The following is a 21166-nucleotide window of genomic DNA, read 5'->3' as shown; positions in this document are numbered from 1 at the left end:
CCCATGACGATCACCGTCACGAACCAGAAGCCGGCCGTACTCGACGCACTGCACACCATCTCGTGCACCGGTGATTACGACCCGATGCCGGCGATCCAGCAGACCCTCATCGACCCGCTGCTGGAGCCGTTGAATCCCAACGCCCCGGCGAGCATCACCGACGCCCAGGGCGCTGATCTGACGGGGGACATCCCGGATCTGGTCCTGAGCTGCCTCGGTAACACGCTGAACGTGGCCAGCGAGCAGACCGTCAAGGAGCTGCTCGGACAAACCCTGATCAACTTCGACCAGGGCACACCGCTGCCGGTCGCCGAGCTCTTCGCCGTCCAGGCCGGGCAGCAGAACAAGATGCCCGCGCCCTCCCCGCGGGTGCTCTACACCGCGCAGGCTGATGTCCTCCCGGCCGCGAAGGCTCTGCTGGCCGGGACCGGCGACGAGAGCGCCTTCTTCGCCTCGATCGCCTACACCTTCCACCCCGACACCCTCGGGTTCTGGTTCCAGTCCTCCGCAGCCTTCGACGACTTCAAGGTCTGGCTGTCCCAGCAGACTCAGACGATGGCCAGCGCGCTGCCGCCGGCCACCACCAAGCTGCTCAACGACTTCACGGTCCTGTCCCTGAAGGGGCTCACCGAGTCGCTGCTGGTGCGCAAGGACGACTCTGACGCCAACGATGAGCACTCCTTCGCCCGCGTGCTCGTGCACATGCTCATGAACTACGTCGAGCAGCAGCGTGCCCAGGCCGGCCAGCAGAACACCGCCTTGAACACCGGCGTCCTGCCGTTCACGGTCGGGGAGCTGTTCTGCCCGCGCTCCCTCGTCCTGGTCAACGTCGAGGCCCATGCCCGGGCCACCGCGGCGAAGATCACGGGGGAGTGGAACCTCATCAACCAGTCGCTGGCTTCGCCGGTGAAGGTCGTCTCGAACACGTCGCTGTCCAAGCTCACCTCGCTGCCACGGGCAGCCGCCCGGGCTGCCACCCTGGGAGCCAAGCAGCAACCGGGCCAGCCTGGCAGCCGTAGTGCCCAGGTGGCGTTCCGCAAGCAGCCGCCGAGCAAGCTCGACCTGCTCGAGGACATCACCCGGGTGCTGCGCCGGATGGGCAAGGTCAACAAGTCGCAGAACATCTTCCGCACGACGAAGGCGACCTTCCTCAAGGCCAACCGCCGGGACCCGGACGACTGCAACAAGCCCGGCCGGATCACCTCGGTGCAGTACATGCCCGACCTGCACATCTACATCGACACCTCCGGTTCGATCTCCGAGGAGAACTACCAGGAGGCGGTCATGATGCTCATCCGGATCGGGAAGAAGCTCAACATCAACCTGTACTTCAACTCGTTCAGCCACTTCCTGTCCCAGGAGGTGATGCTGCGCACGGAGAACAAGTCGACGGCTCAGATCTGGAAGGAGTTCCGCAGGATCCCGAAGGTGTCGGGCGGGACGGAATACACGCAGATCTGGCGGTACATCAACGCCAGTCGCGTGCGCCAGCGCAGGCTCTCGCTCCTGGTCACCGACTTCGACTGGCTGCCGCCGTCCACGCGTCAGGACCACCCGAAGAACCTGTACTACGCACCGTGCTCCGCCATGGACTGGTCGTTCATGGTCGACCTGGCAAAACGCTACGCCGACTCGATGCAGCACATCGATCCGAGCCTCCGGCAGAGGCTCCTCGGCATGGTCGTCTGACTCTGCTGCCCCCAAGGACCGCCAAGAGCGGTGCCGTGCAACCAACTCCCCTGGCCGGCACCGCTCTTGACGACCCCTGTCTTTCTCTCCCGTCCATCCAATCCCTGCTCGGCCGCACCAAAGGAACCATCGATGCGAATCCCCGCGGATGTGCTCGCAGTTCTGTCAGACCGCACCAGGACTGACGGTCATCGCCTGGTGCTCGTCGGCCCCCGCTTGACTCCCGCCCTGTACCAGCGCGTCAACGAGGTCCTGGAAGCGGTCGGCGGTCGATGGACGAAGACTGAGAGTGCGCACCTCTTCCCCGTCGACGCCGCCGAGGCGCTCGCCCCAGTGCTCAGCACTGGTGAAGTCGTGACCCTGGGGGAGAAGCGCACCCTCGCTCAGTACTTCCCCACACCCGACCCCGTTGTCGGCCGGCTCATCACTCTGGCTGCCCTTGAGCCCGGCATGACGGTGCTGGAACCATCTGCCGGCTCCGGTGCCACAGCCGCAGCAGCCCGCGGTGCGATCGTGGACTGCATCGAGCGGGACCCCGGGTACGCCACCGACCTGTCGGACACGCATGTGGTACGACGAGTGCAGGTCGCCGACTTCCTCCACCCCCGCCAACCCTGGCTACGACCGGGTGCTGATGAACCCGCCGTTCACCCGCGGCACCGACATGGCCCACGTCCCCCGCGCCCTGCGGTTCCTGAAACCGAATGGGCTGCTGGTGTCGGTCATGTCGTGGACCGTCGCTGAACAGACTGGCAGCACCACAACCTTCCGAAAGCTCGTGGAACAGCGCGGTGGTCTCGTCGAAGCACTTCCGGCCCGGGCGTTCTCTCAGCCCGGGACGACCGTCGACACCGTCCTCGTCACCATTCCTGTCAGCCGTCCGGCCGACGCCTGGCCCACGGTCTGGCCTGCGCGCGACAGCCCCGCCCAGGACGCGGAAGCACTCGGAAACCCGGCCGGCATCGCCGCGGAGATCGTCGCTGATCTTCGCAAGGCGATCGCCGCTTTCGAAGAGGTCGCTGCCACGCTCACCAAGCCTGCGCCCACCATCGTGCCAGGCGATATCGAGGTCAGCTGACCATGCCGCTCCTCGAAAACCGTCAAGAGCAGTGCCGCTTTTGACGACCCCTGACTTTCCCTCTCACTCATCCATATCCCTGCTCGGGACACCGTGGCGCATTCGCCCAGCGCGCCACCACGCCGAGCGACCCGCACCGAAGGAGGACCCGGTGGGTCTCAGCAACTTCACACCCGGCGGCTCCGACGACGACAAGGGCAACGGCGGTGGCGGCAGCTTCCCTCCGCAGTTCCCGTCCGTGGCCTTGCCGTCCAGCGGTGGCAGCGCCGATGACGTCAAGGAGCTCCTCGTCGACTACAACGAGAAGTTCAAGAACGCCGATCCGACCATGTTCCGTGACACGCTCATCGGGCAGGTCCTCTCGGTCGTCATCAGCAAGACCAAGCCCAACGCTCTGCTGGTCGGTTCCGCCGGCGTCGGCAAGACGAAGATCGTCGAGGACATTGCACGGCGCATCGCGCTCGGCGACGCCCTCATTCCCGACCAGCTCAAGGACTACACGATCTACGAGCTGCCCATCACCAACATCATCGCCGGGACCGGCATCGTCGGCTCGCTGGAGGAGAAGGTCAAGGTGATCGTCGAGTTCGCCTCGGACCCCAAGAACAAGGCCATCCTGTTCATGGACGAGATCCACCAGATCACCGGAGGGTCCGGCAGCCATGGCGACGCCGTCGGCCGGAAGATCTCGCAGATCCTCAAACCGGCCCTGGCCCGCGGCGACATGTCCGTCATCGGCGCGACCACCAGCACGGAGTCTCGTGCCTTCGACGAGGACCCGGCCTTCGCCCGCCGCTTCACCCGGCTCATCGTCGACGAGCTGAGCGTGGAACAGACGCTGGCCGTGATGACCGCGGTCCGGCCCGGCCTGATGGCGCACTACCGTCACCGGATCGGGGTCTCCGACGACGTCCTGGCCTCGGTGGTGCAGATCGCCGAAGCGAACTCCCGGGCTGGCCAGCACCGGCCGGACAACGCCATCACGCTGCTCGACCGCGCGATGGCTGACCGGGTCCTGGAGCAGAAGAAGCTCATCGTCCAGGCCGAGAACGCCGGAGACACGGCACTCGCGCAGACCTTGCGGTCCATCCCGCAGGTGCCGCTGACGAACACCCGTGTGCTCGATGTGGCCAAGCGCCTGATGACCGGAAACGCCCAGCGCAAGGACCTCGACGTCGCCGCGCTGAGCGCCACGCTCACCAGCCGCCTGCAGGGCCAGGACGACGTGCTCGCCAAGCTCACGGACCGTCTGGCCCGCGAAGAGCTCGACCTGTTCCCGACGAAGACGCCCACGACGTGGCTGTTCGCCGGGGCCTCGGGTGTGGGTAAGACCGAGGCGGTCAAGATCATCGCTGAGGAGACTACCGGCACCGAGCCGATCATCCTCAACATGACCGAGTTCCACAGCGAGTGGTCGACGTCGAAGATCATCGGCTCACCTCCCGGCTATGTCGGATCGGACTCCAACCAGGAACTCCCGTTCGACACGCTGGAGTCCAACCCCCACCGGGTGATCCTGCTCGACGAGTTCGAGAAGGCCGACAAGGCCGTGCAACGCCTGTTCCTCTCGGCGTTCGACGAGGGCTACATCCGCAACGCCCATGGCAAGATGCTGGACTTCTCCAAGGCCCTGGTCATCTGCACGACCAATGCCGCCCGTGATTCGCTCGACGGCAAGATGATCGGCTTCGGCAACAACCCGAAGACCATCTCGAACCAGAGCCTCAACAAGGCACTGGAGCAGTTCTTCGACACCGAGCTGCTGGGCCGGTTCTCACTGGTCGTGGGGTTCAGCCCCATCGACCGGCGAACCTACCGGCAGATCATGGCCGCCGACTACGAGCGGCAGCGTGAGCGGATCGTCGAGGCCAAGCCGCGGCTGGCCCAGGCGCTGCCCGTGTCGATGCCTGACGACGAGCTGCGCGCCATCGAAGAGAGCACCTACGTGGACTCCCAGGGTGCGCGGCCGGCGCGCAAGGCTGTTCGCACCTGGATCGAGGACTACCTGCTCGCTGCCCAGACCGGCGGCACAGCCTCGGCATCCCCGTCGGACGACTGAGCAGCCGTCCGCATCGCACCGAGGGCTCCTGTTCCAGCCGTTCCGGAACATGAGCCCTCGGCGTACCTCACCGCCACACCCTCATTGCTCAGAAAGGGGGACAGCCATGTCCACCATGCTCCCCGAACCTCTGCTCCAAGAGCATCGAAAGCGGGCCATGGAGCTCTCCGCCGCGGCCCGAGCGAACCTCGCCACCCATGTCCGGAGCACTGATGAACTCCGCGAACTGGGCCTCATGCTCGGCCTGGTCGAGGTCGATCCCGCAGGATCCCTCGTCACGGCCTGTCCCTGGGATCTCGATGCCGGCGATGCTGCCGTCGATGGTCCCGACCGGCGCTCGGAGTCGACCTCGAAGTGAGATGAGCTGCCGCTGATGAACGACCGCGCGCCTGGGTAGTGCGCGGTGTCCGGGGCGTGGCTTCGCCACATACCCCGGATTCAGGGGCCTAACGACCCCTGACGGGTGGGTTGAGAGGAACACGGGCGGGGCTCGTCGGCTGACGAGAGCCCCGCCCGTGTTCGTACCTGCGCCCATGGCCCAGCCCTGTTGCTGCGCCTCTCGCTCGCCTTCGAGCATTCGACTGACTATTCATTTCTTGTCGAAATTGCTGTGCGACGTTTTTTTACCTTCTCTCAATTCGCCTCTCGATCCACTGGAGAAAGGCAACGACATGCCTGTCCTGCTTGATGACCTCGACCTCTCGGCCAATGCCGTTGCTCAGAAGGCCGTCGACCCGAAGTTCTTCTCCTCGAAGCTCACCGGCAACGGCAAGAAGATCGGCCTGCTCAACGAGTCCCTCCTGCCGATCAACACTGCCACCAACACCGCCTACGCCATGGCCACCGATATCGAGGTCAAGCAGAGCTCGACACAGCACGACATCACCACGACATCGATCCCGCTCGCACCGATCACGCGCCGCGCCCTGAACGCCGGCGGGTCCTTCACCCTGTCGAGCCCGCACGCCGACGACCGCTTCGCTGTCGACACCTCGTCCAGCCAGTTCGACGACTGGGACGTCGCCTTCGACATGACCCCGCAGGCGCTCGTGTTCTACGAGGACAAGTCCGGCGGCAAGTCCACGCGCGACCTCGTCATCCAGTACCGGATGGAGCTGTACCTCTTCAAGAAGGGGCTTTCCGAGCCCGAGTACGCGACCGCCGTCTCGCGCTCGGTCGGCTACGGCAACCACGACGCCGCCGTCTTCCTGCAGTGGGACAGCAGCCCGCTGGAGAACGCCCGTGACTACGTCCAGGACGTGCTCGCATCCGCCGGCCTGACGGCCTCCAACCTCGGCGATGAGTTCGACAAGTGGATGCGCCAGTACTCGATCTACGAGCGCATCACGCGCCTGGCCCAGATCTGGGACTCCGAGGCGATTGCCGACGAGGTCTCCCGCTACATCCAGGACATGCCCGCGGGCCCGACGGAGCAGCAGCTGAACATGCTCGCCGTCCAGCTGCGCTACCTGGAGAACTACAACGTCCCGCTGGAGGCCTACCGTCAGATCCACAAGAAGCTGGATGCGACCTTCTCCGACCAGATCGCCACGAAGCTGTCGAAGCAGAACCTCAGCCTGCTGATGAACCACACGCTCGACCACCTGGAGCAGATGAAGCCTCAGCTGATCGTGCCTGCGCAGCCGGCGACGCCTCCGAATCTGCCGCCTCACCTGTCCAAGCAGCAGCTCGACGCGCTCACCACGCACGAGCCGCTGGTGATGACGCAGGCGGGAGCCGGCACCGGCAAGTCGACCGTGATCCTCGAACGGATCAAGTACCTCGAAGCCTGCGGCGTCCCCGCCTCGGACATCACGGTGCTCTCGTTCACCAACGCCGCTGCCGACAACATCACAGAGAAGAATTCGGACGTCGGCTCGATGACGATCGCCAAGATGATCATCGACATCTACTCGATGAACCACCCGAGGCACAAGGTCTCGGCGATCGACACGATCATCAACTCGATCGACATCTTCTACCCGAACAGCCAGTTCGCGGCGACGTTCCGCCGCCGCCTGCTGGAGGTCGACCAGAACAGGACTGGTGCCTTCACGGCCCTGAACACCTTCGTCGAGAGCCACTTCGACGAGGTGATCGCCCTGCTCGACCGCATCGAGCAGACGTCGCTGGAGCTGCAGATCATCATCTGCTACCAGAAGATCGACGACATGGCCGAGCCGGCCCACGTGCAGTCGAAATACCTCATCATCGACGAGGTGCAGGACAACAGCGTGTTTGAGTTCATCTACGTGCTCAAGTACATCACCAAGCACGCTCAGTCCCTGTTCATCGTCGGCGATGCCTCGCAGACGCTGTACGAGTTCCGCTCAGCGAACCCGCGCGCGCTCAACACGCTGGAGGGCTCGGGGGTCTTCGCGACCTTCAAGCTCACGACGAACTACCGGAGCAACCAGGAGATCCTGGACTTCGCGAACGTCGTGCTCGGCGGGCTGGAGACCAACCAGTTCGCCAACATCCAGCTGCAGGCGAACTCGCTCGCCATGCCTACGGCGGACTCGTTCCAGGAGAAGGTCACCCTGGAGTACCGCGAGGTGGCCAGACTCACCGGGTTCGTCACCCAGGACCTGCAGGCGATCGTACGCAACACGGTCATCCCCGACTACGTGGACAAGTGCCTGGGCCGGGGCGAGCAGGTGGCCTTCCTGGCCTACTCGCGCCGCGAGGTGTCCTTGATTCAGGATGTGCTCGAAAAGCGCTACCCAGACCGCCGCGTCGCCTCTCTGGTCAGCGATCGCGTCTACGCCACGGACATCTTTTCGAAGTACATCAAGTTCTTCTGGAACGACGCCCTGCAGGCACCGCCGGCCAACGCCGCGTTCGTGGTCTCCCAGGGGATCAAGGACAACATGGACAAGCTGACGAAGAACGCTGCTAACGCCAACGTTGAGAAGGCGATCCTGCGCACGATCTCGGAGTGGTGGATCGAGAACAGCGCGACCATCAACGGCTGGGTCACGCTCTGCCACCAGGGCACGCTCACACACAAGGCGTTCTTTGATCGGCTGCGCGACAACCTGCTCTCCTTCGAGATTCAGCGGAACCAGCAGAAGCTGAACATCAACAAGCAGAGGAACCAGGAGCGCAAGCGGAAGAACTTCGAGTCCAAGGCCGACCTGGTCGTTTCGACGATCCATGGTGCCAAGGGTCTCGAATTCGACAACGCTGTCGTCCTCTACAGGGAGGACACGAAGATGACCCAGGACGTCAAGCGGATGTTCTACGTCGCCTTCACTCGCGCCATGAAGAGCCAGTACGTACTCGGCTACGGCACCGTGAAGAACCCGCCGATCCAGAGCAGTTACGAGCAGATCGTGACGGCTCTGACCGAGCGCGACAAGAGGAACGCCGCTCGCGCCCTCGGCATCGATCCGGACCTCCTGGACGACAACGACGACGCTGCTCCCGGCAACACCGACGATCGCTCTGCGGTCACTGCGGCCGTCTGACCAACCGCCGCCACCCCATGCCGCAGGGGCGGGTGTTCTCGACGAGCGAGACACCCGCCCCTGCGGTCTTCCACACTTCACACACCTGAATGACCCAGCCCCCAAGCCCACACCATGACCGTGTTTGGCACACAGGGCGCCCGGCACGAAGGCGTACGACGAACCGCTCGCCGAGAGCCTCGCCGAAGCCTGGCACTACCTCGACCAATGGGCCATCCACGGCGAGGTCCTCTTCGCCATCAACGCCCTGGCAGAACGCCAGGCGCAGCAAGCCGCACCCGCCATGTCCCCCTCACGACCCCGGCGGGACGGCGGTGTTTGAGCATCGCTGGGCGTTGCCGCCCGCCGCCCGCCTCCACCACGCTTTTCCGCCGAAGAACAGGAATCCGCCCATGGGCTTTCCCAGCCTGGAACTGAAGATCCGCATGTCGCTCGTGGCCGGCCCGGACTTGCGTGTATTCGTCCCCGTGCGGCTGTACTACAAGAACACGGACCCCTACGCGGTGCAGTTCTCCTTCGACGTCACGCCCGACGATGTGGTCCGGTGGACGTTCGCCCGGGAGCTGCTCGACCAGGGCCTCACCGCACCCGCTGGCATCGGCGACGTGAAGATCACTCCGATCGGCCCTCACCAGAACCGCCGCCTCAGGATCGAACTGGAATCCCCCGACGGATACGCCCGCCTTGAAGGACCGGCAGCTTCCGTCAAGGCATGGCTCGCCAAGACCTTCGAGGTCGTCCCCGCAGGCCGGGAGTCTGAATCCGTCGACATCGACAGCTTCCTCGACGAGCTTCTGACCCGCTGAGCCAAGTACCGCCCCGCACGCCCACAACGGGCCCAGCGCAAGAAGATCCGCGCCGCCATGTCACACCAGCGGTGCGCAGCACACCTCTGCACATGCCCCATCCGCCCACGTCCCAGACAAGGAGTAAACCTGTGGCCACGCACTGAACAAGACCTCGGACATCAGCTTGGAGAAGGTCGTCGGCACTGCGCCCGTCCTCACCGACATGTGCAAGGACGCCGAGAGCAGCCTCCGCAAGAGCGACCGCCTTGGCGACCGCGCCGCCGTCTACGTCGTGATCGACCTCTCCTACTTGATGAAGAACTACTTCACCTACGGCACCGTCCAGCGGTTGAGCGACCAGATCCTCAGCCTGTCGGCACACCTCGACGACGATGGCAAGGTCCCGGTCGGCGCGGCTTCTTCTCCAGCGGAATGCACACCCTCACGCGAGGCGGCCTGTTCTGCCGCTCCCAGACCTTCGTCGACGTCGCACTCGGCGCCCACCAGGGCCGCATCGCCGAGCTGCGCAGCGGGCTTCCGGTCCGCTGAGTGCCGCTGCCCCGCCGCCATCTTCACCCACTCAACTCCCGCGAAAGCGAGAAGCCTTCATGCCCGCATCCACGATCGTCGCCTCCGGCGGGGAGTTCCGCCTCTACGGGGACTCCGTGCAGACCTTCGCTGATCTGCCCGTGGCCACCTACACGATCTCCTTCTCCCAGGTGGCCGGCTACAGCCTGCGCCAGACGGAGCCGCTGGCATCCGCCGAGGAGACCGTCTACGGCAGCCACGCCTCCCGTGTACAGCGGATCGTCACCGGCTACTCCGCTATGGACCGTTCGCTCGGCGTCATCCTCTCCGGCGACAAGGGCATGGGTAAGAGCCTCATGCTCCGCCTGCTCGCCGAGCGGATGCGCGAGGAACACCACCTGCCCACCGTGCTCGTGCAGCACGACACGCCGGGGCTGGCCGCCTTCCTCGACGAGCTGGGCGAAGTCGTCGTTGTCTTCGACGAGTTCGAGAAGATCTTCTCCAACGAGGACGACGAGTCGCAGAACCAGTTCCTGAGTCTGTTCGACGGGCTGAGCACGACGAAGCGCCTCTACGTCCTGTCGGTCAACGAGCTGCATCGCGTCAACGACTACATGCTCAACCGCCCCGGCCGCTTCCACTACCACATGCGCTTTTCCTACCCCGAGCCCGAGACGGTGGCCACCTACCTGCGCGACCAGGTGCCCGGAGTGGCCGAGAAGCAGGTGGCCGAGATCGTCGACTTCTCCCGGAAGTACGACATCAACTTCGACCACTTGCGGGCGATCGCCTTCGAGCTGCGCCTGGGCGAGTCGTTCGCTGAGGTGATCGGTGACCTGAACATCAAGCGCAGTGAGCACGCCGGCTCGCGGATCGAGGCCCACATCACCTGGAAGAACGGCGACACCGACGTCTTCGATGGCCGTGTCGATCTGTTCAACAGCGACAGCCTGCAAACCATCAACGACTGGGACACCGGCACCGGGCTGCAGTTCCGCATGCGCGACGCCGTCCCGTCCGAGGACGGCTACCAGCTCCCGGATGGTGCCTTCACGCTCACCGACTTCCGTGACGAGGACGACAGGTCGCCCGACGACGAGAAGGACCTGCGTGCCGCCGCGGTGATCCTGCGCCGTCCCCCGAAGTACTCCATCGATTTCTGAGGACGCCCCCATCCGAACCGCCGAGGAGCCACTCCGGTCTCCTCGGCGGTTCGCTGTCCGGCTCACGCGTTCCTGTACAGAAAGCAGCCTTCGACCATGCCCCAGTACCGCATCGTCTCCGATCCCGACGCCGGCGCAGAGCATCGTGAGCCCCGAAGGGCCAACCTTTGCCTCGGCAAGGCCCGTCTCGTCACGGTCATCGACTCCGAGGACCTGTTCTGGGCGGCCAGGCATGAGCTGATCTCCTTCAGCAACGACCTGCACTGAGCGCCATGCTGCCTGCCCCGACTGTGCTGCTCGCCTGCCTGGCCGTTGCCGCGTTCGGCATTCTGTGCCTCGCCGCCGGCGTTGGCCGTAAGCGGCGCTGGCGTGATCCCACCCGGCTCTTCAGCTGGCCCCAGAAGCAGCAACTCATCCGCCAGGCCAACGGCCGGTGCGAGCACAAACCGCCCCTCTGGTTCCGGTGCCCGGCACCGGGAACCGAGGCCGATCACATACACCCCTGGAGCCGCGGCGGGGCGACTGAGCTGTGGAACGGCCAGCTGCTCTGCCGTCAGCACAACCGGCGGAAGTCCAACCGCGTGCCGAGCCCCCTCTACCGCTGGCGTCTCGCGCGCCGGCGCAAGAAGTACTGACCACCCCGACACACATCAGGAGCAAACTCATGGCCTGGATCATCTGCCCGAACTACGGCGCGAAGCACGACACTTCCAGTCGCTACACCTCCCCGACCACCGACGATAGCGCTCTGCGAACAACCCGCACGCAGGGAAGCACCAGGTGAGCCGGGCAGGGACTCCCTGCCGAGGCAGCCTGCCGGGCCGGGCGGGCATCAAAGACGTGGCCGCGGCGGCCGGGGTCTCCATCACGACCGTCTCCGACGCGCTCAACGGCAAGGGCAGGCTCCCGGACTCCACCCGCCGCCATGTCCGTGAGGTCGCTGAGCGCCTGGGCTACCGCTCTTCCGCCGCGGCCCGAACCCTCCGTACCGGCAAGTCCGGCCTCATCGGCCTGACCGTGACGACGTACGGGGATGAACCTTTCACCTTCACCGAGTTCGCGTACTTCGCCGAGATGGCGCGCGCCGCCACCTCTGCCGCCCTCGCCCGCGGCTACGCGCTCGTCATCCTGCCCGCGACCTCACGGTACGACGTGTGGTCCAACGTCGCCCTGGACGGCACGGTCGTCATCGACCCGTCCGACCAGGATCCCGTGGTCAGCGAGCTGGTCCGGCAGGGTCTACCGGTCGTCTCCGACGGCCGCCCGGCCGGCTCGCTGCCGGTCACCGCGTGGGTCGACAACGACCACGAGGCCGCCGTCCTCGGCATCCTGGACCACCTGGCCGCCGCCGGCGCCCGCCGGATCGGCCTGCTGACCGGGACGACGACGGACACGTACACCCGTCTGTCGACCACCGCGTACCTGCGCTGGTGCGAGCGGGTCGGCCAGGACCCGGTGTACGAGGCCTACCCGGCGCACGACCCGTGCGCGGGCGCCGTCGCCGCCGACCGGCTGCTGGCCCGCCCCGACCGGCCCGACGCCGTCTACGGGCTCTTCGACCCCAACGGCACCGACCTGCTCGCGGCCGCCCGCCGCTGCGGCCTGCGCGTCCCCGGCGACCTGCTGATCGTTTGCTGCAGTGAGTCCACCGTGTACGCCAGCACCGAGCCGTCCGTCACCACGCTCTCCCTCAAGCCGCGCCGGATCGGCACGCGGTGGTCCAGCTCCTCATCAACGCCATCGAGCAGGTGGACTCTGATCACCCGGTCGAGCAGGTGATACCGACCGAGCTGATCGTGCGTACCTCGTCCCAGCGAGGTGCGCCGCGCACGACAGTAATCCCGCCGCGGCCGCTGGAGGAGGGGTAGGGCACGGGCGGTCACCGACAGGTCCAAGGCCCGCGCGAGCGGTGGCCCGCGGGCTGCCACCCGATCGCCCCCGCGAGCGGTGGTGCGCGGGCGGTCGCCGGATGGTCCCTCAGCGACGGCCTCGACGGCTCAGCCAGCACAAAGGTCTTCTTCCAGGATGGCATCGGCGACGCCGTGAGCCGAGCAGCCAACGACGTGAGCGATCTCGCGCCCGAGAACGTGACGCGGCCAACCTCATCGACAGCCCCGCACTGCACTACCTCGAGAACCCCGGCGCGACTGCGCCAGGCGAGCGAGGCCAGCTGCGACCAGGACGTCGATGACGTCCTCGGCTGGATCCAGGACTGATCCGACTCGCAGCTTCCCCCACCACCGAAGGAGTAGATCATCATGGGCGCGAGCATGCTCACCGCCACCATCGCTTTCCCTGCTGAAAGCACCGAGCCGCCGAACTTCGACCGAGGCCGTCAGCTGCTCGAAGAGATCACAGACGCCTCGCTCTTCACCTTCGACGAGCCTGAGGCTGAACTGGAGGAGGTGCTGCCGGATCTGGACGGCGAGTCCGACCTCGTCGACAAGGACGGCGAAGTGCGCATCGAGTACGCCCGGCACGCCGGTCTCGTCATCATCGACAACCTCGAAGAGGCCCTCGACTCCCGGGAGACGACATTCCTCACGGTCGCCGACTACAGGATCTACATCTCCGGAGGGCTCTCCAGCGGCGGCAGCCCCACGGACGCGACCGGCGCGATCTGGGACGCCTACAAGCTGCCCGAGAGCGTGCTCCTCGCCATGGGCTTCATCCCGGACTACGAGTTGCCGCTCTCCCGCGCGAACGGCAGCGGGGACCACACGCCCCTCACCGACACCGACGTGGTCGACGCGATCGCGCTCGGCCTGGGTACCTCGCCGGAGTGGCCCGGCACGGACACCCTCAAGTGGATCGCCGAGGCCATCGGCAAGGTGCGTGACGAACCCGGCAACGCTGAGCCCGTCGAGTACCTCAAGCGCTGGTCGGAGCGGTACGGCATCGACCCGCTGTCGAGCAAGTTCCTCTCGGCGTACATCGACGAAGAGATCGGCAAGGTCGGCGAAGAGGAGAGCGAGAACTGACAGTGCTCGCACGACCCATAACCTGCAGCACTTGGTCAACCAGCTCAAGCACCACCTCGAAGAGGCCGGATACGAGACCACCCAGGCCGCCGTTGGAGGAGTTCGGCTACCTGAAGCGGACCAGGGAGCCCACCGACAAGGGCACCTTCCGGCACGAGCAGGTGGTGTGCGATGACCCGGAGCTGCTTCAGGGCGAGCCACCAGCGCCGGAAAATCCGGCGCCGGAGAATCCGCCGGAATCGGGGCCACCAGGGACGGGAAATCAGGCGCCGGTAAATCAGGCGCTCAAAGATAAAGACGGTAACCACAAAGAGAACCCTTCGGGTTCTGCCGCCCCAGGCGGCAGCATGCCGACCGTGAGCCAGCGCGCCATGAAGGTCGCCAAAGGCTTCTGCGACAAGTACCCGCTGCACAGCTTCCACGACGTTCGCTCGATGGCCACGCGCGCCATTCAGGCGGGAGGTGCCGGGGTGAGCGACGTCCCCGACTACGTCCGCGGCCACGGCCTCCAGCGGCCCCGCCGCCCGCAGAGCACCACTTCGGCTGGCCGGGCCCCATGCCCGTGGGCCGAGTGCAGGTGCACGCACGAGCCTCCGTGCGTGGCGGGCTGGATCGACACCGACGAGCGGGAGCCCGAGCGGGGCGCCGACGGCCGACCCCGTACCCGGGACGGCCAGCCCGTCACCCACCAGACGACGCGCCCGTGTCCCAACTGCCGCCCCGAGGCGGCCCAAGCCCTGGCTGACCCGATGCTCACGCGTGGCCAGCAATTCTCGAAGATCCTTAAGCGCAAGGAGCGCTGACATGTCCTCAGCCCAACCCACCGAGACGCGTCCCCGTACGCGGTACGAGGAGCTGATCCACGACCTGGGCGACGCCGCCGACCGGACGCGGGAAGGGGGCTGACGAAGCGCAGCGTCGTCGCAACCTTCCTGGAAACCGTCAAGCCTCACTTGGAGGCGGCTTTCCACCACGGCAGGCTCGGCCGCCTGCGCGACCAGGGCCTCACGGTCCCCAGCCTGAAAGCCCCCCTCTCCGAGCGCGAAAAGCAGGTCGGCGCCCGGATGGCACGCGGCCTGTCCAACGCGACCATCGGCCTGGAGCTGTTCATCTCTGAGGACACGGTCAAGACCCACGCGTGCCGCCTCTTCAAGAAGATCGGCGCCCACGACCGGGCCCATGCGGTCGCCCTCCTGCTCATTCGGGGCGACATCACGGCGGCCGACGACCTGGAGCCCCTGGATGACGACCGTTGACGCCCCTCTCCCGCACCGGGCGCCCGCAGACAGCACCGGGCGCCCGGTCCACCTCGTCGAAATCCGGCGGCGCGGCGACGAGTACCCAGCCGCTGCGCTGGCGGGCATGGTGCGGCGGCTGCCAGTTTCACAGTGCCACCGTGCACGTCTGGCTCCCGGACAGCTCGTATCCCATCGAGGCGACCACGCTCACCGACACCGCGGAGTTCCAGGACTTCTCCTGGGGCCACGGGTACGAGCGCGAGATGCCGCTCAACACCCCCGCGAAGGAAGTGGCCGACGCCGTCCTCGCCACGCTCCCGGCCCAGGAGAGGAAGAGCGTGCTGGTCAGCTGAGCCCCGTACGACAAGCCGGGGCCTCCGGTCCACGGAGGCCCCGGCTTCGTCATGCCGTCGTGCTCGCCGCCTCCCCACAACATCCCACCGCACGTCAGAGAAAGCGCAGCACACTCATCATGACCAAGCCAACCAACCCCTACGCCCACGCCTACGCGGACTTCCTGCGCGAAACCGCCGAGCACCAGCTCGTGGTGCTCCACGATGACGGCCTCTACCGCCATCTACGGATCCAGAAGCCCGGTACCCGCATGTGGTCCTGGGACATCACCACCTGGCCGGGGCACCTGGCCACCTCCGGCGACATCGCTGACGGCTACATGTTCACCCGCGAACTGGACATGATCGACTTTCTTAGCGTCTCCAGGAGGTGCCGCGACTACTACTCCGACGGCGCGCCGAGCATCGACGTGCGCTACTGGGCCGCGAAGCTCTGCGGCGGCCGCGCGCACGAGGTGAAGAAGTACGACCAGGATGTGTTCCTGCGGCACGTCAAGGACAGTCTCGGCGAACACGAGGACCTCGGCGACGAGGCGCAGCACTTCCGTGAACGGCAGCTCGCGCTCCTGCTCAGGCTGCACGAACTACGCGGCCTGGACGAAGCGGCAATGCAGGAGCGCCTCCGGGCGCACTGGAGGAAGGAGCTCAGCGACGTCGAGCTCTGGGCAGCCGACGACCTCTCCGACGGGCAGTTCGAGAAGCTCGACTCCGAGTTCGACTGGTCCGAACTCGCCGATGCGCCTGTGTCCGAGCAGTCGCCTGCCGAGCGTGCTGCCGAGATCCTCGCCGAGGCCCGGATGTACGCCGGCGACGAGCACGAGGCGCGCGAGTGGCTGCACGAGAACTCCGAGACCTTCGGCGAGGACACCTGGGAGTGGGACCTGCGCGACTACGACATCCACTTCCTGTTCACCTGCTACGGCATCGACCTGGCCGTGCGGCTCTACCGCGAGCACCAGTTCCAGCAGGCTGAGCCCCCTGAGTCCACACGCCTCAGCAACCGCTTCCTCGGCTTCCTGGCGCGCAGCTTCCGCGCGCTCGGCCGCCCACGACGGCGGGCCAGCCACCCGGCGACCGAGGCGGTGCAGTCATGAGCCGCCGTCCGATCCAGGACCCAGCGCTCGACGCAGAAGGTGACAGCGAGATCCACCCTGCCTTCGGCGTCGCGGTCGTGACCCGAAGAAGCGGAGGAGGTCGTTCGCTGTTCCAGTCCGACCTGCTCCACAACGAGACCATCTCGCTCTCCGTCCACCAGGCCACGCGCAAACGCGACCTCAACCACGACTGGGTCCATCCAGGCCGGGAGCTCGTGGAGATCGAGATGAGCCTCGCCCAGTGGGGCTCGCTCGTGTCCTCCATGGGGCTCAGCAGCGGCGTGCCGGTGACCATCCGGCGTACCGAGCACGACGCCTTCGTGCCCGAGATCCCTCATCAGCCCCGCACCGCCGAGAGCCTGCGGGAGGTCCGCGAGGTCACCGACCGGATGTACGCCCGTGTCAAGGCCGCCACGGCGGCACTACACGAGGCGATCCACGAGAAGAAGGGCGTGAGGGCCACCAAGGAAGCACTCAGCGCACTGGAGAACGCCGTCGCCGGTGCGGGCAGCAACGCCCAGTTCACCGTCGACTCACTCGTGGAGGCCGGCGAGCAGGTCGTCGCCCAGGCCCGCGCCGAGATCGAGGCCCACGTCCTGGAGGTTGTCCGGCTGACGGGTGCCGAGTCTTCCATCGAAGCCTCGTCATTCGATGCCCCGGCGCTGCCGGGACCAGCTACCAGCCGAGAGGAGCCCACCGATGCCTGAACTCATCGTGCCCGATGAGCTGTTCGACGCCGATTTCGTCGCCTCTGACGAGCACAGCCTGGCCGACCGATTCGACTGGATCATCCAGGACGGCCAGCTCGTCCACGCTCCCGTTGTCGGCTGGACCTGGGCGTGCCCCGAGTGCGGCGAGTGCGGGACCTTGCCGAAGGACCCTGTCGCCTTCGCCTCCCCGCACGGAACGCAGCACGCAGCGGGCCCGTTCGACACCCTCGTGCCACTCCCGGTCTCCGTCGTGCGCAAGTTCCCTCCGACCACGCCGTCAAGCACGAGCTACCTCGCCGAACTGCTCGCCGAAGCACCGCCCGCCATGGCCGTCCGGGAGTGGCTTGCCGCCCGGGGCCCTGCCCTTCTGGGGACAGAGGTCCACCCGGCTCTATGGCACATGGCGCGCCGCCGTACGGCGGAGGATCTCGTTCAGCGGTGGCGGCAAACGCGGGATGCCGCCGAGGCCGCGTGGGAAGAAGTTCTGGCCGACAAGATCCGCCGTCATCCGGCCTACCTGCACCCGGTGTACCCCATGGTGCCGGTTCTGGCACGGTTTTGGGCCGTGGGCGGCAAGCGCGGGCCGTTCTGGGACGGCACGGGCGTCCGTCTCGTGGCCGAGGACGGCAGCGAGCTGTGCACCTTCGACCTCGGCGACAGCCCCGAGACGACTGCGGCCCTTGACGCCCTGACCGAACTCTGCCCGCCGCGCTGGGAGGAAGGCGAGCGGGACACGCTGCTGTGAGCGGATCGGTCCTCGTTCCACCCTCTTCGTACGGCGCGGCATCGGACTGGCGATCGCTCTCGGCATGGCCTACGGAATCTTCCACGTCATCTTCCGCACTGAGGTGCTCGCCCCCGTGCTGGCCTACGTCGGATCCGTCAAGGACTTCATCGGCTGGGTGGTCGAGGACCCGGGACGGGCCTGGATCGTGCTGGCGGCCTTCGTCATCCCGCACATCGGGCTGTACTACCTGCTCTTCGAGGACCGGAAGTAGGACGGGGCGTCATGTTCGGGACCATGTTCAAGAGCGCTCGTGCCATCATCGCCCTCGGTCTGATCGGCGGTGTCAGTCTGGCGGTCATCGTCGGATGGGTCACCGGCTTCCTCGCCTCGATCGCGAGCACCGTCGCCGGCCTGAGGAACGACTTCATAGGCTGGATCAACTTGCCGCTGGGGTGGGAGCACCTCCTCGCCGGGGCCGGCGTGCTCCTCGTCCCGATCATCGTGCTCGTGCTGATCTTTGCCATCGCCGAGGGCTGAGCCTCGCAACTGGGCTCGTCCCGCCATAAAGAGAACCCCCGTGATGCCTTTGCATCACGGGGGTTCTCTTTTTCTGCTGGCTCCTCGTTGCCTACGATGCGGCCCGTAGCTCACGATCCTCAATGACGTTCTCGAACTCGTCGGCATCCTCGATCATCCCGTAGGTCTCCGGTGAGATCTCGTCCTCGTCGCCGCCGAGCAGGCGGTTGAAGCTGCTCGACGCGGAGAACTTCAGCACCACGTAGTCGTCGACGTTGCTCTTGCCGAAGCGCACCTTGTGGCCCTTGTGGTCCTGTCGGTAGAAGCGGCCGAAGCTCGTGAGCACGACCGTCTCCCCGCAGCTGACCGCGCCCGTGAGTTCACTGAGCAGCGACTCGTACACCTTGTTCACCACTCGGACCGGCAACTCGCTGCAAGTCGCGACCCGAGAGATGAACTCGCGCTTACTGACACGCGGATTCGTCGTCGTCTCCATGCCTACACCCTGTCCTGTCGTCCTTCAAGCCGCGGTTTCGCTTAGAAATCAGTCTATCGAAGATAGTGACGAGTCGAGAAGGAGAGGCGGGCTTATGGAGTGCCACTCGCTATGCTTGTCGTGACCCATTCGGCTAGAGCTCCAGGTCCGGCTCGATCTGCTCCCGGTCGTCCTTGGGCTCGTAGTCGACCGACTCGATGATGTTCCGCGTGTTCGGATCGCGGCGCTGGTTCACGACCATGTCGTGGGATTCCTCGAACCGCTGCTGCGCCGCCACACGGTGGGCCGCATCGAGCTTCGCGCCGATGTTGCGCTCCCCGAACTCCATCATCGAGCCCAGCGCCGACTTCGTGCCCTGCTTGATCGCGTTGACGTTCGGCTTGTTCTGCGCCCGCATCTGCTCCCATCGGCTCCTGTCCTCCGGCGTGACATAGTCGAACATCCGCGCGAAACGCGAGTCGAACCTGACCTGCTGTTCCTCATTCTGTTCCTGGCCCATGACCCTCCTGCTCCTTGTTCGTGTTCTCGGATCGCCCTCAGGCGGGCTGGTAGTCCTCGGCATCGGCCTCAGCGTTCGGGCTCTCGTTCTGCGGGCCGGCCTCCCGCTCGGCCGACGGCCCTGTAGGGCGCGACCGCGGCTTGAGCCGCTGCTCCTCGAAGAAGGCACCCGGGTTGTTGGCCGCCGTCTGCAGCGTCTGCTGCCAGTTCTCCCCGAGGCTCCGCTTCAGCTCGGCCTCGAGATCCGGATATTTCTCGTTCACCGCCTCCATCGCGTCGACGTAGGCGTTGGAATAGACCCGCTGCTGCTCCTCGGGCGGCAGGCCGTCGATGTCCATGCTCGCGATCATCACCTCGGACTGGTCCAGGCGGTGCCGGAGCATGCGAGGCAGCCCGCTGGTGTCCAGACCCTGCTTCTGCGCCGCGAAGCCGACCAGGTAGCCCAGCATGTTGCCCCCGTAGCCCTCCTGATCGTCGCGGCCCAGCGCGTCGAGCATCGAGGTCTTCATCGTCTCGGCGAGCTGAACTTGGTGGGCGTCCGCGTCCATGGGCCGGCGCAGCGTGAACATCCCGTCCTCAGGCAGACGCTGGCCCAACTGGTCGTCGAACTCCCCGCTCCAAACCGTGCGGACTCTGTCCGAGCCCGCGATCCGCTCCTCGTGCGCGGGAGCCTTGACGATCCGGCCGTGAGCCACGCCGTTGAACATCGTGCGCAGCTCGGGCTCGTACTCCATCCGCTCGCCGATGATCATTCGCGCGTGCTGGACGACCTCCTGGCGCTCCAGGCCGTCTTCACTCATCTGCTCGTGCAGCCGCTTGCGCATCGCCCGGTAGCTGTCGCGGATCAGGCCGGCATCCGCGCCCGGCTCACGCATCTTCCAGAAGGCGTTCTCCATGAGCGCGACCTCGGTCATGGCTGCCGAGTCCGGAGTGAACATCTCCCGGTGGCCGCGCTCACGGTGCTGCATGGCGTCGAAGCGCTTGCGCCACTTCTTCGTCAGGTGATCACGCGGATCGGTGCTGCCGATGAGGCGCTCGCGCCGGGCGTCGCTCGGCACGTCCTTGAAGATCCTCTGTCGGCGCGTGATGCCGCTCTCGGCAGAGGCGATCACGCCGTGGGTCCTGGCGTCGATGCGCTTCTGGATCTTGTCCTTGAGAGGCTGGAGGTAGCTGTCCATCTCCTTCTTGAAGTCCGGGGCGAGCATCCGCATCGCCATCACCATGCCGACGGCCTGGATGATCGAGTTGGCATTCACTCCGCGCGAGAGCGGCTTGAGACACGACTGCGTCATCATCTGCATGTAGACGTGGTGCATGACGCCGAGCTCCTGCGTCCGTTCCTCGTCGTTGAAGTTGGGCACCAGCAGCTTCGAGTCCCGCAGCGAGGCCATGTACTTCTCGCCGGCCAGCCGCGTCTCCGCCCGGAGCTTGAGCAGCTGCTCGCGCTGGTCCAGGCTCTCGGTCTCGTCCTCGGTCCGGTCGACGTCGATCCCGTGCACGCGCTCGCGGTCGGCCATCCGTTCCTGGGTCTTCGCGCCGAAGAACCCACGGGCACGGTCCCGGAGCCGTTCGCGCCAGGCGCGCGAACCGTCTGCGTCCTCCGGTCCGGGCTCGTCGATCACCTCGGCGTCGATCGGCTCGTCCGAGCGCGAGTCCCAGTAGGCGTATGCGCTGCTCTGCGGCTCGTCGGCCTGATGCCGATCGTCGTCAACCGGAAGCTCCTTGGTTGCGCGCGGGCGGCCCGCGGGTCCCGTTCCCAGTTCCTTGTGCTGTGCCAT

General features: G+C 66.2%; 21 protein-coding genes and 3 pseudogenes. 21 read left to right on the top strand and 3 right to left on the bottom strand.

Annotated features, from left to right (window positions below; genetic code table 11):
* Positions 1–3: 3 nt before the first annotated feature.
* From ACIQCZ_RS33330 to ACIQCZ_RS33230, 21 genes and pseudogenes are all read left to right on the top strand, one after another.
* Positions 4–1689, top strand: a complete 1686-nt coding sequence (locus ACIQCZ_RS33330) for a hypothetical protein (RefSeq protein ID WP_402288003.1) — start codon at positions 4–6, stop codon at positions 1687–1689.
* A 565-nt stretch (positions 1690–2254) separates the two neighbouring features.
* Positions 2255–2767, top strand: coding sequence for a hypothetical protein (locus ACIQCZ_RS33325; protein WP_402288000.1), 513 nt, complete (start codon positions 2255–2257; stop codon positions 2765–2767).
* Positions 2768–2918: 151 nt separating this feature from the next.
* Entirely contained in the window at positions 2919–4826 is a 1908-nt protein-coding gene (locus tag ACIQCZ_RS33320) for an AAA family ATPase (RefSeq protein WP_402287997.1), read from the top strand.
* Positions 4827–4932: 106 nt separating this feature from the next.
* Positions 4933–5184, top strand: a complete 252-nt coding sequence (locus tag ACIQCZ_RS33315; protein WP_402287995.1) for a hypothetical protein — start codon at positions 4933–4935, stop codon at positions 5182–5184.
* A 313-nt stretch (positions 5185–5497) separates the two neighbouring features.
* Positions 5498–8296, top strand: a complete 2799-nt coding sequence (locus tag ACIQCZ_RS33310; RefSeq protein WP_402287993.1) for a UvrD-helicase domain-containing protein — start codon at positions 5498–5500, stop codon at positions 8294–8296.
* Between the two features lie 124 nt (positions 8297–8420).
* Positions 8421–8618 carry a hypothetical protein gene (locus ACIQCZ_RS33305; RefSeq protein WP_402287990.1) on the top strand — a complete coding sequence of 66 codons (198 nt, stop codon included), beginning with the start codon at positions 8421–8423 and terminating at the stop codon, positions 8616–8618.
* Positions 8619–8688: 70 nt separating this feature from the next.
* Positions 8689–9102, top strand: a complete 414-nt coding sequence (locus tag ACIQCZ_RS33300) for an SsgA family sporulation/cell division regulator (protein WP_402287987.1) — start codon at positions 8689–8691, stop codon at positions 9100–9102.
* Between the two features lie 205 nt (positions 9103–9307).
* Positions 9308–9499 (top strand): annotated as a pseudogene (locus ACIQCZ_RS33295) (VWA domain-containing protein); the annotation flags it as partial.
* Positions 9500–9692: 193 nt separating this feature from the next.
* Positions 9693–10775, top strand: coding sequence for an AAA family ATPase (locus ACIQCZ_RS33290; RefSeq protein ID WP_402287984.1), 1083 nt, complete (start codon positions 9693–9695; stop codon positions 10773–10775).
* A 96-nt stretch (positions 10776–10871) separates the two neighbouring features.
* A complete protein-coding gene (locus ACIQCZ_RS33285; protein WP_402287981.1) occupies positions 10872–11042 on the top strand; it encodes a hypothetical protein in 171 nt (56 codons plus the stop codon).
* Between the two features lie 5 nt (positions 11043–11047).
* Positions 11048–11410 carry an HNH endonuclease gene (locus ACIQCZ_RS33280; RefSeq protein WP_402287978.1) on the top strand — a complete coding sequence of 121 codons (363 nt, stop codon included), beginning with the start codon at positions 11048–11050 and terminating at the stop codon, positions 11408–11410.
* A 205-nt stretch (positions 11411–11615) separates the two neighbouring features.
* Positions 11616–12643, top strand: a pseudogene (locus ACIQCZ_RS33275) (LacI family DNA-binding transcriptional regulator).
* A 390-nt stretch (positions 12644–13033) separates the two neighbouring features.
* Complete coding sequence (locus ACIQCZ_RS33270; protein ID WP_402287975.1) at positions 13034–13756, top strand: hypothetical protein; 723 nt, start codon at positions 13034–13036, stop codon at positions 13754–13756.
* Positions 13757–13848: 92 nt separating this feature from the next.
* On the top strand, positions 13849–14559 hold the full coding sequence (locus ACIQCZ_RS33265; protein WP_402287973.1) for a hypothetical protein: 711 nt from the start codon (positions 13849–13851) through the stop codon (positions 14557–14559).
* 228 nt (positions 14560–14787) lie between these two features.
* Positions 14788–15012 (top strand): annotated as a pseudogene (locus ACIQCZ_RS33260) (helix-turn-helix transcriptional regulator); the annotation flags it as partial.
* A gap of 140 nt (positions 15013–15152) precedes the next feature.
* Complete coding sequence (locus tag ACIQCZ_RS33255; RefSeq protein ID WP_402287971.1) at positions 15153–15347, top strand: hypothetical protein; 195 nt, start codon at positions 15153–15155, stop codon at positions 15345–15347.
* Between the two features lie 119 nt (positions 15348–15466).
* Positions 15467–16441, top strand: coding sequence for a hypothetical protein (locus ACIQCZ_RS33250; protein ID WP_402287969.1), 975 nt, complete (start codon positions 15467–15469; stop codon positions 16439–16441).
* Positions 16438–17148, top strand: a complete 711-nt coding sequence (locus ACIQCZ_RS33245; RefSeq protein WP_402287967.1) for a hypothetical protein — start codon at positions 16438–16440, stop codon at positions 17146–17148. The genes ACIQCZ_RS33250 and ACIQCZ_RS33245 overlap by 4 nt, the downstream gene beginning before the upstream one ends.
* Entirely contained in the window at positions 17141–17896 is a 756-nt protein-coding gene (locus ACIQCZ_RS33240) for a hypothetical protein (RefSeq protein WP_402287965.1), read from the top strand. Before ACIQCZ_RS33245 ends, ACIQCZ_RS33240 begins: the two co-directional genes overlap by 8 nt.
* Before the next feature lie 64 nt (positions 17897–17960).
* A complete protein-coding gene (locus tag ACIQCZ_RS33235; RefSeq protein WP_402287963.1) occupies positions 17961–18149 on the top strand; it encodes a hypothetical protein in 189 nt (62 codons plus the stop codon).
* Between the two features lie 23 nt (positions 18150–18172).
* Positions 18173–18415 (top strand): hypothetical protein, encoded by a 243-nt coding sequence (locus tag ACIQCZ_RS33230; RefSeq protein ID WP_402287960.1) that lies wholly within the window; start codon positions 18173–18175, stop codon positions 18413–18415.
* Between the two features lie 91 nt (positions 18416–18506).
* On the opposite strand, the gene ACIQCZ_RS33225 is transcribed toward ACIQCZ_RS33230, so the two are convergent.
* From ACIQCZ_RS33225 to ACIQCZ_RS33215, 3 genes are all read right to left on the bottom strand, one after another.
* Positions 18507–18890 (bottom strand): HU family DNA-binding protein, encoded by a 384-nt coding sequence (locus tag ACIQCZ_RS33225; RefSeq protein ID WP_402287957.1) that lies wholly within the window; start codon positions 18888–18890, stop codon positions 18507–18509.
* Positions 18891–19023: 133 nt separating this feature from the next.
* Positions 19024–19389: a hypothetical protein gene (locus ACIQCZ_RS33220; RefSeq protein WP_402287954.1), complete on the bottom strand. Its 366-nt coding sequence runs from the start codon at positions 19387–19389 to the stop codon at positions 19024–19026.
* Positions 19390–19426: 37 nt separating this feature from the next.
* A complete protein-coding gene (locus tag ACIQCZ_RS33215; protein WP_402287951.1) occupies positions 19427–21166 on the bottom strand; it encodes a hypothetical protein in 1740 nt (579 codons plus the stop codon).

Source organism: Streptomyces sp. NPDC093149, from assembly GCF_044754145.1.
GTDB lineage: Bacteria > Actinomycetota > Actinomycetes > Streptomycetales > Streptomycetaceae > Streptomyces.
This window is presented reverse-complemented; position numbering and strand designations above follow the sequence as displayed.